This is a genomic window from Streptomyces sp. SID14515 (assembly GCF_010548505.1).
In the GTDB taxonomy this organism is placed as follows: Bacteria; Actinomycetota; Actinomycetes; order Streptomycetales; family Streptomycetaceae; genus Streptomyces; species Streptomyces caviscabies.
The window spans coordinates 1-15,530 of sequence record NZ_JAAGMH010000040.1; the positions used below are offsets into that span (position 1 = coordinate 1).

Genomic DNA, 15,530 nt, shown 5'->3' on the forward strand with positions numbered 1-15,530 from the left:
CCGGTCCGCGGACCGCCTTCGCCCTGCCGCCGGCCGACGCGGACCGGGCGCCGCTCGCTCCCGACGCCCCGGCGGGCCCCGGCGACGAGCCGAGCGGGCACCACGCGCGTACCGCACCGGAGGCCGGTCACACGCCTCCGCAGGCGCACCCCGTCGCCCCGGTGCACACCGGCGCGCAGGCCGACGGAACCTCCGGGCAGGGCATCTCCGGGCAGGGCTTCCCGGCCGCGCCCGAAGCACCGCACGCGCCCGGCCCGTACGCCGACGGCGGCCTCCCGCAGGCTCCGGGCCCCGCGCCGGAGAACGCCTCCTGGGGCGACACCGGACACACAGGCACCGGGCACACCGGCACCGGGCAGACCGACATCGGACACACCGGCACCGGGCACACCGCCCACACCACCGGCGTCGCGGCCGTCGCCGATCCGGTGGCGCACCCGGCCGACGGTGACGCGGGCGTACCGGCCCCGGACGCGCGGCGGCAGCCGCTGCCCGCCGAGGAGCCCATGCCGGAGGGCGGCAACCCCGACTCCACGCAGGGCAGGGCCTTCAGCGTGCGGACGCTGGGCCAGGGCGTGCCGTTCGCCCAGCACCTCGCGCACCAGCAGAACCAGCCGCACCAGAGCCTCGGCGGCGCGGGACGGCGTCGCAAGCTCGCCGCCCCGCCGGAGGGCGACCGCACCCCGGCGCGTACGCCGGGCGGCCAGCAGGTCGCGCCCCAGCAGCCGGCCGGCCCCGCGCCGGCCGGGCCGAGCCCACAGCGGCACCAGCCGCAAGGGCAGGACCAGGACCCGCGGCAGGACCAGGACCCGCGGCAGGACCAGGAACAGGCACAGGTACAGGCACCGGGCCACCACCAGGCGCACGAGGCCGGGCGTCCGGGTCACCCGGCTCAGCCGGCGCAGGGCGGGACCGGCACCGCCTACGGCGAGGGGCAGTTGCTCGCGCCGCCCGTCGCGGAGGGGCGCGCGTACGCCATAGGGGCGCCCGACGAGGGTGCCGAGGGGCCCGAGCCGCTGGACGGGCCCGGTGGCGCGGTCGAGGTCGCCAACCGGCCGCACCCGCACCCGGTCGACGACGAGCTGCCGCCCGAGCCGCTGGACAACCCGCGCCGGCTGCTGGTCTGGCCCGCCCCCGACGTACCGACGCAGCAGGCGCTGAGCGACCGGGGCTACCGCCCGGTGATCGTGAACTCCCGCGAGGAGGTCGACGCCCAGATCGCCGCGTTCCCCGCCGCGCTCTTCGTCGACCCGCTGACCGGGCCCATCACCCGTACCGCGTTGCAGTCGCTGCGCCAGGCGGCCGTCGCGGCCGAGGTTCCGGTGCTGGTCACCGCCGGTCTCGGGCAGGCGACCCGGGAAGCGGCGTACGGAGCCGACCCGGCCGTCCTGCTCAAGGCGCTGGCCCCGCGCGACAGCGAACAGCATCCCTCCCGGGTGCTCCTGATCGAGGAGCACGAGGAGATCGCGGTGGCGCTGACGCAGACCCTGGAGCGGCGCGGCATGCAGGTGGCGCGCGCCGCGACGGACAGCGAGGCCGTCGACCTGGCGGGCCGGATGCGGCCGAACCTCGTGGTGATGGACCTGATGCAGGTACGCCGCCGGCGCGCCGGGATCATCGACTGGCTGCGGGCCAACGGGCAGCTGAACCGCACCCCGCTGGTCGTCTACACCTCGGCCGGGATGGACCATGCGGAGCTGCCGCGGCTCGGATCGGGCGAAACCGTTCTCTTCCTGGCGGAACGGTCGACCAGCGACGAGGTCCAGTCGCGAATCGTCGACCTGCTGGCGAAGATCGGCACCAACTAGCCACGCACGACAGGGCGGGGGCGGTACGGGATTCCCGTACCGCCCCCGCCCTGTTTCACGTGAAACCAGCGGACCGGATCTCAGAGCTGGGTGACGTCCAGCTCGCCTTCCGCGTACTGCTTCCGGATCACCTTCTTGTCGAACTTGCCGACGCTCGTCTTCGGCACGGCGGCGATCACCGACCAGCGCTCCGGCAGCTGCCACTTGGCGATGCCCGACTCGGCGAGGAACGCCTTCAGCGCCTCGTAGTCGACATCGGCGGCGCCCTCCTTGAGGACGACGGTCGCGAGCGGACGCTCGCCCCACTTCTCGTCCGGCACGGCGACGACGGCCGCCTCCGCGACATCCGGGTGGGCCATCAGCGCGTTCTCCAGCTCCACGCTGGAGATCCACTCGCCGCCCGACTTGATGACGTCCTTGGCCCGGTCCGTGAGGGTCAGGAAGCCGTCGGTGCTGATCACGCCGACGTCGCCGGTCTTCAGCCAGCCGTCCTCGCTGAACTTGTCCTCGGGGCGCAGGTGCTCGCCGTCGGCCCCGCCGTAGTAGGCGGCGGCGATCCAGGGGCCCCGGACCTCCAGCTCACCGGCCGACTCGCCGTCCCACGGAAGGTGCTCGCCCGCGGGGCCGACCAGCCGCGCCTCGACACCGGCCGGGAAGCGGCCCTGGGTGACCCGGTAGGGCCACTGCTCCTCGGCGCCCAGTCCGGCGGGCGGGTGGGCCATGGTGCCCAGCGGTGAGGTCTCCGTCATGCCCCAGGCGTGGCAGAGCCGGACGCCGAGCTTGTCGTACGCCTCCATCAGCGAGGGCGGACAGGCCGCGCCGCCGATGGTCACGTTGGCCATGGAGGTGAGGTCGCGCGGGTTGGCGGTGACCTCGGCGAGCAGGCCCTGCCAGATGGTGGGGACCGCGGCCGCGTGCGTCGGGCGCTCACGCTCGATCATGTCGGCGAGCGGGGCGGGCTGCAGGAAGCGGTCAGGCATGAGCATGTTGACGCCGCTCATGAACGTGGCGTGCGGCAGGCCCCAGGCGTTCACATGGAACTGGGGCACGACGACGAGGGTGGTGTCCTTGTCGGTCAGCCCCATCGACTCGGTCATGTTGACCTGCATCGAGTGCAGGTAGATCGAGCGGTGCGAGTAGACGACGCCCTTGGGGTCGCCCGTGGTGCCGGAGGTGTAGCACATGGCCGCGGCCTGGCGTTCGTCCAGCTCCGGCCAGTCGTACGTAGTGGGGCGGTCCGCGATCAGTTCCTCGTACTCGTGCACGCGCGGCGCGACGCCGGCCAGCCCGGAGCGGTCCCCCGGCCCGGACACGACCACGTGCTCGATGCTCGGCAGGTGGGGCAGCAGCGGCACGAGGAGCGGCAGCAGCGAGCCGTTGACGATCACCACCTTGTCGTCCGCGTGGTTGACGATCCAGGCGAGCTGTTCGGGCGGCAGCCGGAGGTTGAGGGTGTGGAGCACGGCCCCCATGGAGGGAATGGCGAGGTAGGCCTCGACGTGGGCGGAGTTGTTCCACATGAGCGTCGCGACCCGCTGGTCGCCGTCGACGCCCAGCTCGTCGCGCAGTGCGTTGGCCAGCCGGGTGGCGCGTGCCCCGATCTCGGCGAAGGTGATGCGGTGCGGCTCGGGTTCGCCGGTCCAGGTCGTGACCTGCGACTTCCCATGGATCGTCATCCCGTGGTGCAGGATGCGGGTGACAGTCAGCGGTACGTCCTGCATGGTGCTCAGCACGGCGTCCTCCCGGGGGCGCTACGCGGCAGTAAGGTTCCGCTGATTCTGCGCACATACCACGCGGTATGTCACTACTCGCGGGAGAAAATTCCTGACCGGGGGCCGTGTGGCGGAGTGTGGCGGAGTGCGCCCGGCGGCCCCGATCAGCGGACCGGCGTCAGCTCCGGGTCCTCGCGGAGCTTGCCGAGGGCGCGGGAGACGGCGCTCTTGACCGTACCGATCGACACACCGAGCACCTCGGCCGTCTGGGCCTCGCTCAGGTCCTCGTAGTACCGCAGGACGACCATCGCGCGCTGGCGGTCCGGGAGCTTGAGCACCGCGCGCCACATCGCGTCGTGCAGCGACTGCTGCTCGGCCGGGTCCGGCGCCGGGAAGGCCTCCCGCTCGGGCAGCTCCTCGCAGGCGAACTCGTCGACCTTGCGCTTGCGCCACTGCGAGGTGCGGGTGTTCAGCAGGGCGCGGCGCACATAGCCGTCCAGCGCCCGGTGGTCCTCGATCCGCTCCCACGCGACGTACGTCTTGGCGAGCGCGGTCTGCAGCAGGTCCTCCGCGTCGCACGGGTTCGCGGTGAGCGAGCGCGCGGTGCGCAGCAGGACCGGTCCGCGGGCCCGGACGTACGAGGAGAACGACGCGTAGGGCGTGTGGGGGTGGCCGGCGGCGGTGGCAGAGGCCGCCCTGGAGGCGCCCGTGCAGACTGGCGTGGTCATGTACTCAACGCTAGGAGCGGGCGCCGCCGAGGGGATCGCCCCCAGGTCCCGAAGCGCCGTCCGCCTCAGGTTGTAGGGGGCGTACACCCTGCACCTCCTGAAGGTGGACGGGCCTCGGCGCGGCCGTCAGGGTCCGTCCCCGAGAGCCCCGGGGGCCGGACGCCGCCGTTCAGCCGTCCGCACCGAGGACCAGGCCCGAGGTCGGGACGCCCGTACCGGCCGTGACCAGCGACCTCTCCGCCCCCGCCACCTGGTTCACCGAGGTTCCCCGGATCTGCCGGACGGCCTCCGCGATGCCGTTCATCCCATGGAGGTACGCCTCCCCCAGCTGACCCCCATGGGTGTTCAGGGGCAGGGCGTCCGCCGCGACGAAGTCGCCCGCCTCCCCCGGCCCGCAGAAACCGAACTCCTCCAGCTGCATCAGGACGAACGGGGTGAAATGGTCGTAGAGGATGCCCACATCGATGTCGGCCGGGGTCAGTCCGGAGCTGCGCCAGAGCTGCCGGGCGACCACGGCGGTCTCCGGCAGGCCCGTCAGCCCGTCCCGGTAGAAGCTCGTCATCTGCTCCTGCGACCGGCCCGCGCCCTGGGCCGCCGCGACGACTACGGCGGGCGGCCGGGGCAGGTCGCGGGCGCGCTCCACGCTGGTGACGACGAGGGCCTGACCGCCGTCCGTCTCCTGGCAGCAGTCGAGCAGCCGCAGCGGCTCCACGATCCAGCGGGAGGCGGCGTGGTCGGCGAGCGTGATCGGTTTCCCGTGGAAGTACGCCGCCGGGTTCCGCGCCGCGTGCCGCCGATCGACCACCGCCACCTGCCCGAAGACCTCCGGGCCCAGGCCGTACGCGTGCAGATAGCGCTGGGCCGCCATCGCCACCCAGGAGGCCGGGGTGAGCAGCCCGTACGGCAGGTTCCAGCCGAGCGCGGCGCCCTCGGCGGTCGGCTCGCGCCGCTGGACGCCGGAGCCGAAGCGGCGGCCGGAACGTTCGTTGAAGGCCCGGTAGCAGACGACGACGTCCGCGATCCCGGCCGCCACCGCGAGGGCGGCCTGCTGCACGGTGGCGCAAGCCGCGCCGCCGCCGTAGTGGATCCGGGAGAAGAACGACAGCTCACCGATGCCGGCCGCCTGGGCGACGGTGATCTCCGGGCTGGTGTCCATGGTGAAGGTGACGAGCCCGTCGACGTCGGCGGGGGTGAGACCCGCGTCGTCGAGGGCGGCGCGGACGGCCTCGACGGCCAGCTTCAGTTCGCTGCGGCCGGAGTCCTTGGAGAACTCGGTGGCCCCGATGCCGACGATCGCGGCCTTCCCGCCGAGCGAGTCGGCCCTGCGGATACTCATGTTCCGCCTCCGCCTTTCCGTGGGAGGGCCACGGTGACCGTGCCGGTGACGTGGCGGCCGATGCCGTTGTCGCCGATGACCTGGACGGTCGCCTCGGCGGCTCCTCCGGCTCCTCCGGCTCCTACGTCGGTTACATCGGCTACATCGGTGATGCGTCCGGTCAACCGCAGGACGTCGCCCGGGTAGTTGGGAGCGCCGAGGCGGATCGCGACCTTGCGGAGGACGGCGGTGGGGCCGAAGTGGTCGGTGATGTAGCGGCCGACGAGCCCGTTGGTGGTGAGGATGTTCATGAAGATGTCGGGGGAGCCCTTCTCCCGGGCCAGTTCCGCGTCGTGGTGCACGTCCTGGTAGTCGCGCGAGGCGATGGCCCCGGCGACGATCAGGGTCCGGGTCACCGGGATCTCCAGGGGCGGCAGCTCGTCGCCGACGCGGTGGGTGCGCGTGTGCGTCACGACGCCTCCTCCCGAGGTCCGGCCGCGAGCAACAGGCCCAGCTCCTCCAGGACTTCGCCGCCGCAGCCGAGATACGCGTCGAGCTGGCGGCCCCAGAGGAAGTGCCGGTGGACCGGGTGGTCGAGGTCGGCGCCGGTGCCGCCGTGCAGATGCTGGCCCGCGTGGACGACCCGCTTGCCCGCCTCCGATCCCCACCAGGCGGCGGTCAACGCCTGTGCTTCGTACGCCTCTTGTGCGTCGTGACGCCAGGCCGCCTCGTACGCGGTGACCCGGATCGCCTCGGTGTCCATATGGGCGTCGGCGGCGCGGAGCAGGACGCCCTGGTTGGTGGAGAGCGGACGCCCGAACTGCTCACGGGTGACGGTGTGCTGGACCGCTCGGGCGAGCGATCCGGCGCACACCCCGGCCTGAAGACCCGCGAAGGCGGTACGGGCGGTGGCGAGGACCGCCGTGTACGCCCACGGCTGCCCGTTCCCCAGCCTCTCCCCGGGTACGCCGTCGAGAACCAGCCGCCCCGCCGCCCAGGGCGCGGTCGTCTCCACCGGCACCACGGTGACGCCCGGCTCGCCGGTCCGGACGATCCACAGACCGCGCTCCGCGTCCGCCACCAGCACCTGGGTGGCGTCGCGCAGCCAGGGTGCCCAGGGCACGACCCCGTACAGCGCACCGTCCGCGAGGTGTACGCCACCCCGCGCCGGGAAGGCGCCCGTCGCCACCTCCGTACCGTCGCGCAGGCCGGGAAGCAGGCGCTCACGCTGCTCCGCCGTACCGTGCTCGGCGATCGCGAGCAGCCCGTACACACAGGTGGCCGCGAACGGGGCCTGGGCGGTGGTCCGGCCCTGTTCCTCCAGGAGCAGGACGAGGCCGAGCAGCCCGATCTCCTCGACCGCGCCGGGCAGTCCCGTCGCACACAGCTCCTTCCACAACTCCGCGTCCGTGCCCGAGCCGGCCGCCGTCAGCCGCTCGTGCGTGGACAGGTCGCCGAAGATCCGCGCGGCCAGCCCCTGTGCCGCCGACTGCTCCTCGCTCGGGGTGAAGTCCATCTCAACCGCCTTCGCTCGCCCGGAAGACGGGCAGTTCCAGGTCGGGGTCCGTGGCAAGGAACTCCAGCTGTACGGGCATGCCGACGCGGACCTTGTCGTACGGCACACCGATCACGTTGCTGACGATGCGGACGCCCTCGGCGAGATCGATCAGCGCGACGGCGTACGGTCCGCCCTCGCCGTCCGGGGCGAAGGCGGGGAAGGGCGGGTGATGCATCACGACATGGCTGAAAACCGTGCCGTCCCCGCCCGCCTCGACCGTGTCCCACTCCGCGCCACCGCAGGCGTTGCAGCCGGGCAGCCAGGGCAGGCGCAGGGTCGCGCAGTCGGTGCAGCGCTGGATGAGGAGCCGGTGCTCGGCGACTCCGTCCCAGAACCCGGCGTTGTCGCGATTGATCACGGGCCGGGGCCGGAGCGCCGGCTCGGAGCTCTTGTTCCTTTGCGCGGGGCGGTACTTGAGGATGCGGAAGCGGTGCGTCCCGGCGGGTTCCCCGTCGGCGCGCACATCCGTGCGGGTGGTGACGAAGTAGCCGGTGCCGAGCTTGGTCGTCTTGCGCGGGGAGACGGACTCGATGACCGTGTCGAAGGTGATCCGGTCGCCGGGGCGGAGTGGCCGCAGGTACTCCTGTTCGCAGTCGGTCGCGACGACGGAGGTGTAACCGGCGCCGTCGAGCAGCGCGAACATCTCGTCGTACGCGGCGGAGCGGTGCTCGGCATGACCGGTCAGCCCGCCCATCGTCCACGCCTGGAGCATCGTCGGCGGGGCGACGGCGTCCGGGCCCCGATAGGCGGCCGAGGTGTCGCCCATCGCCTCGCACCAGTGCCGGATCATCGGGGCGTTGACCGGGTCCTTGCCGCGCCCGGCGGTGGCCGCGGCGCGGCCTTCGTAGACGCTGAGCCGCTCGTACAGCTCGTCGCTCTCCGGCCCCGGCCCTCCCTGCCCCCGCTCGTTCATCGCCTGCCCCGGGTCATCCCGAGCCGGGCCGTCGCGACGATCTCGCGCTGCACCTCGCCGACGCCGCCCCCGAAGGTGTTGATCTGCGCGGCGCGGTTCATCCGCTCCAGCTCGGCGCCGGACCCGAAGCAGCCGGGAGAACCGGCCCGGAGCAGGGCGGTGTCCCCGACGGCCTCCTGGCACATCCGGTAGACCTCGACGGCGCTCTCGGTGCCCGCGAACTTCACCCCGCTGGCCTCTCCGGGGGCGGGTGCGCCGGCGCCGACGGCGTCGACCAGCCGCCAGTTCAGCAGGCGCGTCGCCGCGAGCCGGGCGTACGCCTCCGCGAGCCGGGCGCGCACCCACGGCTCGTCGATCCGGCGGCGCCCGGTCAGGGGGTCGGCGGTACGGGCGTGGGCGAGGGCCTCCTCGTAGAAGTCCTCGGCCTGCATGCCGATGGCGGCCAGGGCCACGCGTTCGTGGTTGAGCTGGCTGGTGATGAGCTTCCAGCCCTCGTTCTCGGTGCCGACGAGGTTGGTGGCGGGGACGCGTACGCCGTCGTAGTAGGTGGCCGTCGTGGTCAGCCCGCCCACGGTCTCGATCGGCGTCCAGGAGAAGCCGGGGGCGTCGGTGGGCACCAGGATGATCGAGATGCCGCGGTGCTTGGGGGCCTCGGGGTCGGTACGGCAGGCGAGCCAGATCCAGTCCGCCTGCTGGGCGTTGCTGGTGAAGATCTTCTGGCCGTCGATGACCCGGTCGTCGCCGTGCCGCACGGCGCGGGTCCGCAGCGCCGCCAGGTCCGTACCGGCCTCGGGCTCGCTGTAGCCGATCGCGAAGACGAGGTCGCCGGCGAGGATGCGGGGCAGGAAGTACGCCTTCTGCTCCTCGGTCCCGTACGCCATCAGGGTCGGGCCGACGGTGTTGAGCGTGACCATGGAGACCGGGGCGCCGGCCCGGTACGCCTCGTCGAAGAAGACGAACTGCTCGTCGGGGCCCCGGCCCCGGCCGCCGTACTCCTCGGGCCAGCCGAGACCGAGCAGACCGTCGGCTCCGATCCGGCGGAGCAGCCGCCGCTGTTCGGCCGGGCCGACGCTCTGCCCTGCGTTCGCGGTGTCGGGCATCAACGCACGAAAATACGAACGGAGTTCGGCACGGAGGCGCTGCTGGCGTTCCGTCGGGGCGAGATGCACGGGAGGGGCCTCCAGAGCTGCGGAATCAGAGCGCCGGAGCGCTCCCGACCGACGTGCGGGCCTTCCGCGTCCCGGCGACCGGCGGTCCTCGCGCCCCAACGTTTCTGACTGTCCGTCAGATATAGGCCCTCTGTCAAGACGACGACAGCCCGCACGAGGACACCGAAGTGCCGTCGCGCGGGCCGCTGTTCAGTCCGCCGGAACCTACCCCCCGGGAGGCCCCGGCGGCCGCGTCACCTGGGGGGCATCACCAGAAGAAGGGCGTGAAGTTCACCGCGACACTGTGGTCCGACTGGTCGATCGGCACGAAGGCCGAGTTGCTCACCTGGGCGGACGTGTTCTGGTTCGACGCACCGGCGCCGACGGCCTGCTGCTGGGTCGTGGCCGAGTTGCCGGAGTTGTTGCCGCCGACACCGCTGCCGCCGACCGTCGCCACCGCCGCGTTCGATCCGTCGTTCGCGAAGGAGCCGTTGTCCGCCATGGCGACCCCGCCGCAGAGCGCGACGGCCAGGGGCAGAGCGGCGACAGCGGCGAGGGCACGAGCGGTACGGATACTTGCCATGTCATTTCCTCCAGGAAACGGAATTGCGGCTTCATATTCGGCTGGTCCCGGGGGAGTTGGCCGACCACCCCGGTGCTGTTCACAACGTCGCGAGACCAGAGTTGCCCAGCACATCCCCGGCGAACCCCTCATCACCGCCCGATTCCCCCTCACGTATGACGAAGAGCCGATAAACCTCCTATGCCGCACGAAAGCCCAGGTCAGCGAGGCGACCGGGGCGAACCGTTGGGGCGCCCGGGAAGAAGCGTTCCGTCGCCCGCCATTTCCCGGACGCCTCCACCCGCCTCCCGCCTCCCCCTCTTCCCTTCCTCGAACACATGTACGAAAATGAATGCATGGCCACCATCGACCGGCAGACCCCCACCCTGGCCCTCGCCCACGCCCTGGCCGCCGCCGGGCGCGGCCTCCCCGTCTTCCCTCTGTCCTCGACCAAACTCCCCGCCCTGCGCTCCCCGCACCGGGGCGAGCAGCCGCCCGCGCACTGCCGGGGCGAGTGCGGGCTGCCGGGCCACGGGGTGCACGACGCCACCACCGACCCCGCGGCCGTCCGCGCCCTCTTCGCCGCCGCGCCCCGGGCCACCGGCTACGGCATCGCCTGCGGACGCGCCCCGCAGCGCCTCATCGGCATCGACCTGGACGTGGACCCCGCGTACGGCAGCGACGCGGCGGGCGCGCTCCGGCAGCTGGCCCTCCAGCACCTGTTCACCATCCCGCCGACGGTCACGGTGCTCACCCCGAGCGGCGGCCGGCACCTCTGGCTGACCGGCCCCGCCGACGCGACGGTCCCCAACTCCGCCGGCCGCCTCGCCCCGGGCATCGACATCCGCGGCAGCGGCGGCTATCTGGTCGGCCCCGGCTCGGTCACCGCCCACGGCCGCTACCGCCTGGCCCCCGGCACCGCCCACCTCACCCCGGCCCCGTGCCCCCGCGCCCTGCTCCGCCTCCTGACCCAGCCGCGGCGCGCACCCGCGGCCACCTCCGGCGCGAGCACGACGCACACCCAGGCCCGCCGGGGCGAGGGCCTGATCCAGTTCGTGCTCGCCGCCCACGAGGGCCAGCGCAACACCCGCCTGTTCTGGGCGGCCTGCCGCGCCTACGAACACGGCTTCGGCGACGCCCTGGCGGACGCGCTCACCGCCGCCGCCGTCCGCACCGGCCTGCCGGAACAGGAGGCCCGCGCCGCGATCGCCTCGGCGGCACGGCTGACGTCGGGGCGGGGCGGGGAGACGGACGGCGCGGCCTGAGACTCGGAGCAGAAACGGGAGGCCACGACTCCACTGCCGACTCCCGGCAGAAACCACTCCCAGAACATGCGGACATCGCCCATAACGCTTCCGCTCTCACCGCCCCAGAATGCAGAGGTGACGACGACACCGAGCAACACGACCGCCCCTGCGCACCGTGGGCCGACGCGCGCCTACCTGGCAGTCGGCATCCTGTTCTCGCTGGTGGCGGCCTGGCTGCTGCTTCTGACCGCGCCGGGCGCACGCGACGACGAGCGCGCGTTCACCACGGCGTCCGAGTGCACGGCCGCCGACGGACGCGGCGCTTCCGACTGCCTGCGCACGGTCAAGGCGGTGATCGACCGCACCGAGCAGGAGACGATGCGCAAGACACCGTCGTACTGGCTGTACATCACCGAGGCCGACGGAACGTCCACCCGCACCCGGATCGAAGGCAACCCGGACCTCACCCCGGCCGCCCGCCCGGGAGCGGCCGTCGAGGTCACGTACTGGCAGGACCAGATCCGGTATGCCGACCTCGGATCCGACCGCCACTACACGAACGCGGACCCGCGCGGCGCCTTCCGTATTCCTCTCGTCGTCGGTCTGGTCGTCGGCATCTTCGGGGCGATGCTCCTGACGTCCGCGGTCGCCACAGCCTGGATCGGCAGACGTTCGCTCAAGGCGTTCCCCTGGCAGGTCGGCCTCATCTTCACCGGCGGGATGTCCCTGATCCTGTTCGGCGCGGTGGCTCCCTGGCTGACCGACGGCATCGCCGAGGCCCTGCAACTCACCGGTCTGGCCACCGTGGTGGTCCTGGCGGCCTGCGCCCTGGCTGTCCCGTTCCTTCGGCGGCGCAACCGCGACGGCGACGACACGATCACACTGGAGCCGTCCGTGCTCACCGAGGAGCTGTGCTTCCCCGGCCTGATCATGGGCGAGGCCCCGTACGCGAGCGACGCCGGCTACCTGATCGCGGGCCCCGGCATCCTGGCCACGACCCCCGACCCCACCGGCGTCTTCCACCGCAAGCCCGTCCCCCGCACCCTGACCCCGCTCCGCCTCCGCCCGCCCTACCTGACGGACCCGGCCGGCCGCCCCGACTACGACGGCCGTGCGGTGGTCCTGGAATGCGAGGACGACGGCGTACCGGTCCTCGTCGTCACGCGGAAGAAGGACGCACCCGCCGTCCTGGGCGCACTCGGTCCGGTCCCGGCGGAGTGACCCGGGCAGACGGCCCCCTACCGCAGAAAAAAGGTGCGGCCGACGCGTGCCCTGCGGCGATACTCCGGCATGAGCAGAATCGCGCAGGTCATCGTCTTGGCACCGTACGCGGACGAGGTCATGGAACCCCTGACCCGCCCCGACGATTCGCGGAGCTGGCAAGGCCACTTCGAACCCCTCGACCTGTTCGTCGGCGGATGGGTCATCGAGTTCAACCGGATGGAACCACGCTCCGGACTCCTGAGACACCTCGAATCGCTGCCCTGGCCCGACCCGGGCCGGGTGCAGGTGCTGATCCACGACGAGGAGGACGACTGCTTCGGGCTGTGGATGATCCATGACGGCAGGCTCGTCGAGGTACAACTCCCACACACCCAGCGCTTCCACGCCCCGGCCCCTCCCTCCGACGAGTTCGCCCCGAGCCCGGGCTACCTGTGGCGAACGGACACGGGCGACAGCGTGCCCGCGAAACTCTCACCGGAACGCCAGGACCCACGCCCGGCCTGGTAGCGCCGCCCCCGGCTGCGCCCACCGCACCCGCCATGAGCCCGCTCGGCGCCATCGCTCGCCCTGTCGTCGGTCGTCGCCGATCGAACGGGCCCAGCCGAGGAGCCGCGACTGCTGACGGCAAGCACAACAAGGAACGGCCCCCGACCGAAGCTGCTGGTCGGGGGCCGTTCATCTGCGGTGGGTGTGGGATTTGAACCCACGGTGACATCGCTGCCACGACGGTTTTCAAGACCGTTCCCTTAGGCCGCTCGGGCAACCCGCCTCCTGCCCCGTCCACCAAGGGTGGAGCGGGACAGACTGCCGGCCTCCGACCACGCGCGGGCATCGTGGTCCACACATGGGTCCACCGAGGCTGCCTCAGAGCAGTGGCGGTCGTGACCCCCGAAGCCATCTCAAGTTTCGCTCTGAAGTCTGCGAACGGGCCACGGACACCGCCCGCCCGGGAGCACAGTGGGCAGGTGATCATTCGATCGGGGCATAAGCGGAAGTTACGGCGCGGAACCAGGCTACGTCGCCTTGCAGTTGGTGGGGGCATCCTCCTCGGGCTGATCGGCTACGCCCTCCTGCTTTGGAAAGGGCCATGGTGGCTCGACGGCTCCCACATCCGACAGAGGGACCTGCAACCAGCAGACGGTGTCGTGATCACAGGCCTTCGGACGATGCTCGTTGCACTCGGCGCCGCCGTAGTGGCGGGCCTCGGCTTGATGTACACACACCTCAACCTTCAACACACACGCGACAAGGACCGGGAACAGGCCGAACTGACGCGTGAAGGCCAGGTCACGGAACGGTATGTGGAGGCAATCAAGCTGCTTGGCTCCGACAGCGAAACGGAACGACTCGGCGGCATCTACGCACTCGAACGGATCATGAAGGATTCCGAGAAGGATCATGGGACGGTGGTGGAGGTTCTTGCCTCGTTCGTCCGCAACCGCTGTGAGCGTCGGGACGACATCCACACGGTTGAGATTGACGGTGAGCACGGCACCCTTACCGTCTCGAATCCACCGTCCCGAGACGGAGTAGTGGCCTTCAAAGTCCTCTGCCGTCGCCCACCCCGAGACGAGGCCCACCGCGTTGATCTGCGCGACGTGACTCTGTACGAAGTGCACATAGAGGGCGGCCGGTTGCAGGACTTCGACCTCTCAGACGCCGACCTGAGCAATGCGACATTCATCGACTGCAATCTCGAATCGGCGCGATTGCATCGAGCATCCCTCGAAAAGGCAACCCTGGCGGAGTGCAACCTGTCGAGTGCAAACCTTGACGGAGCGTCACTCACAGAAGCAAAATTTCACAACACATCACTAAAGAAAGCGAGCTTCCGGTCCGCACAGATGGAGGGAACACATATAGACGAATCCTCAATGGAGCAAGCCGATCTACGTCAAGCGGAGATCATAGATGCCCTATTTTCCGACGTGAGCATGCACGAAACCCGATTCGATGGTGCGACCATCCTCGGAAGAACCGTATTCAGGAACGCGTCCGGGCTGATACCCGAACAGCTTTCTCCGGCCACTGTCGCCTCAGAGACCGAGCTTCCAGGCCCTGTTGTGCGCATGCTAAATCTTCGCTCCGAGATCGAATCCATACCTCGCCACACCCTGGGCCGCGACGAACAGTAAGTCACTCGCGCCGCCCGAACACGGCACGAATGATCAGCAACGCGCGATCCCTTACGGCTGCGTCCGGGTACACCAAAGCAACAATCGCGAGGGCAGCCAGGAGGGCAAAAATACCTGTCGCCGGTATCGAGTAGACGGTTAGCTCCATAACCGTGACCGTATCACCGAATACACGACACAGGATTGAACCACGCCACTTGGATCAGTTTCATTCCTTCATCGCAACGAAATGAAATGAAACGAATTAACGGAATCCTGGATACGGAAATCAGTAAACAGACGGGCATCCGAGTGGCATGAGGGATGCCACTCACCGGCGCACCGGTCTGCGCGGAGCTGAAGCCGCTCTGGCGCCTGGTGCCTCTCTTCGGAGCCCGCCACACCGGCACTCTGGAGAGCCTCTCGCGACCTCTGGGGTCAAGCCTGGTGCACCGGCTGCCTGCTGTCAGGTGTACCTGGCCACCGTGTACGCCGTCGGACCGGTGAGCCCAGCTCCCGAGCCGTCGATCATGTCCAGAATCTCGAATCCGGCGCGCTCCGCGTACTGTTCGAGCTCGCGTGGGAAGAGGACACGTCTGCAGATCTCGTCCTGGGCTTCGTCCCCGAAAGGGAGTGCCCAGTGTCGGTGCATCGTGTTGATCTGGGTCCGCAGGTCCCACTCGTAGCGGATCGTGACGGTCGCCGGGCCGCACGGGGTGTCGACCCTGGCAGTCATGGAATCGGATCCCGTGGCGGGAGCGACCGGGGAACACAGGACAAGCAGACTGCCCGTTCGGGCGTGGGCCGCGAACGTGGCGAAGACCTGAGCGATCTCGTCGTTGTCGTGGACGTAGGCGAGGCTGTTGCCCATGCAGGTCACCACGTCCATGCTCCGACGGAGTCGTGTGGTGCGCATATCTCCGATGCGGATGTCCAGCTCCGGACGGACGTGACGGGCGTAGTCGACCATGCCGGGCTGGAGATCCAGCCCGATGCACTCGAATCGCTCGGCCAGAATCTCCAGGTCCCTGCCGGTGCCGCAACCGAAGTCGACCAGCGTCCGCGCGTCCGGCCGGTGCCGTTCGATGAGGGTTCGGCACATCGCCGCGCCGGTGCTGTCGGACTGGACCACGTCGTACAGCGCCGGGTCCCGGTAGAGCAGATTCGTCGCTTCCACTGGATTCCGCTTCCGTGTGGTGAC

At 70.8% G+C, this 15,530-nt stretch carries 14 protein-coding genes, 1 tRNA gene and 1 pseudogene; 5 read left to right on the top strand and 11 right to left on the bottom strand.

Annotation, left to right across the window (positions count from 1 at the left end):
• Positions 1–1,808 (top strand): annotated as a pseudogene (locus tag G3I54_RS07320) (PAS domain S-box protein); the annotation flags it as partial.
• An 80-nt stretch (positions 1,809–1,888) separates the two neighbouring features.
• Here G3I54_RS07320 and G3I54_RS07325 read toward each other — a convergent pair.
• The 8 genes from G3I54_RS07325 to G3I54_RS07360 form a co-directional block, all read right to left on the bottom strand.
• Positions 1,889–3,541 (bottom strand): long-chain fatty acid--CoA ligase, encoded by a 1,653-nt coding sequence (locus G3I54_RS07325; protein ID WP_164612287.1) that lies wholly within the window; start codon positions 3,539–3,541, stop codon positions 1,889–1,891.
• A gap of 143 nt (positions 3,542–3,684) precedes the next feature.
• Positions 3,685–4,248 (bottom strand): SigE family RNA polymerase sigma factor, encoded by a 564-nt coding sequence (locus G3I54_RS07330; protein WP_030077401.1) that lies wholly within the window; start codon positions 4,246–4,248, stop codon positions 3,685–3,687.
• A 169-nt stretch (positions 4,249–4,417) separates the two neighbouring features.
• Entirely contained in the window at positions 4,418–5,584 is a 1,167-nt protein-coding gene (locus G3I54_RS07335) for a lipid-transfer protein (RefSeq protein WP_164612289.1), read from the bottom strand.
• On the bottom strand, positions 5,581–6,036 hold the full coding sequence (locus tag G3I54_RS07340; RefSeq protein WP_164612290.1) for a MaoC family dehydratase: 456 nt from the start codon (positions 6,034–6,036) through the stop codon (positions 5,581–5,583). The genes G3I54_RS07335 and G3I54_RS07340 overlap by 4 nt, the downstream gene beginning before the upstream one ends.
• Positions 6,033–7,079: an acyl-CoA dehydrogenase family protein gene (locus G3I54_RS07345; protein ID WP_164612292.1), complete on the bottom strand. Its 1,047-nt coding sequence runs from the start codon at positions 7,077–7,079 to the stop codon at positions 6,033–6,035. Before G3I54_RS07345 ends, G3I54_RS07340 begins: the two co-directional genes overlap by 4 nt.
• 1 nt (position 7,080) lies before the next feature.
• A complete protein-coding gene (locus G3I54_RS07350) occupies positions 7,081–8,034 on the bottom strand; it encodes an OB-fold domain-containing protein (protein ID WP_164612294.1) in 954 nt (317 codons plus the stop codon).
• Complete coding sequence (locus G3I54_RS07355; RefSeq protein WP_164612296.1) at positions 8,031–9,203, bottom strand: acyl-CoA dehydrogenase family protein; 1,173 nt, start codon at positions 9,201–9,203, stop codon at positions 8,031–8,033. Before G3I54_RS07355 ends, G3I54_RS07350 begins: the two co-directional genes overlap by 4 nt.
• Before the next feature lie 247 nt (positions 9,204–9,450).
• Complete coding sequence (locus tag G3I54_RS07360) at positions 9,451–9,765, bottom strand: hypothetical protein (RefSeq protein ID WP_164612298.1); 315 nt, start codon at positions 9,763–9,765, stop codon at positions 9,451–9,453.
• A 335-nt stretch (positions 9,766–10,100) separates the two neighbouring features.
• Between G3I54_RS07360 and G3I54_RS07365 the strand changes: the two genes are divergently transcribed.
• The 3 genes from G3I54_RS07365 (at position 10,101) to G3I54_RS07375 (ending at position 12,722) form a co-directional block, all read left to right on the top strand.
• On the top strand, positions 10,101–11,009 hold the full coding sequence (locus G3I54_RS07365) for a bifunctional DNA primase/polymerase (RefSeq protein ID WP_164612300.1): 909 nt from the start codon (positions 10,101–10,103) through the stop codon (positions 11,007–11,009).
• A gap of 117 nt (positions 11,010–11,126) precedes the next feature.
• Positions 11,127–12,212, top strand: a complete 1,086-nt coding sequence (locus G3I54_RS07370; RefSeq protein ID WP_164612302.1) for a hypothetical protein — start codon at positions 11,127–11,129, stop codon at positions 12,210–12,212.
• Between the two features lie 69 nt (positions 12,213–12,281).
• Positions 12,282–12,722 (top strand): hypothetical protein, encoded by a 441-nt coding sequence (locus tag G3I54_RS07375; protein ID WP_164612304.1) that lies wholly within the window; start codon positions 12,282–12,284, stop codon positions 12,720–12,722.
• Between the two features lie 175 nt (positions 12,723–12,897).
• Here the strand turns inward: G3I54_RS07375 and G3I54_RS07380 are convergent.
• Positions 12,898–12,984: transfer RNA gene (locus tag G3I54_RS07380), tRNA-Ser, on the bottom strand.
• 196 nt (positions 12,985–13,180) lie between these two features.
• On the opposite strand from G3I54_RS07380, the gene G3I54_RS07385 reads away from it, so the two are divergent.
• The gene (locus tag G3I54_RS07385) at positions 13,181–14,350 is read left to right on the top strand and encodes a pentapeptide repeat-containing protein (RefSeq protein ID WP_343240284.1); all 1,170 of its coding nucleotides are present in this window, start codon (positions 13,181–13,183) and stop codon (positions 14,348–14,350) included.
• 1 nt (position 14,351) lies between these two features.
• On the opposite strand, the gene G3I54_RS07390 is transcribed toward G3I54_RS07385, so the two are convergent.
• Both G3I54_RS07390 and G3I54_RS07395 read right to left on the bottom strand, forming a co-directional pair.
• Positions 14,352–14,498: a hypothetical protein gene (locus tag G3I54_RS07390; RefSeq protein WP_164612306.1), complete on the bottom strand. Its 147-nt coding sequence runs from the start codon at positions 14,496–14,498 to the stop codon at positions 14,352–14,354.
• Positions 14,499–14,795: 297 nt separating this feature from the next.
• Positions 14,796–15,506 (bottom strand): class I SAM-dependent methyltransferase, encoded by a 711-nt coding sequence (locus G3I54_RS07395; RefSeq protein WP_164612308.1) that lies wholly within the window; start codon positions 15,504–15,506, stop codon positions 14,796–14,798.
• Positions 15,507–15,530: the final 24 nt, after the last annotated feature.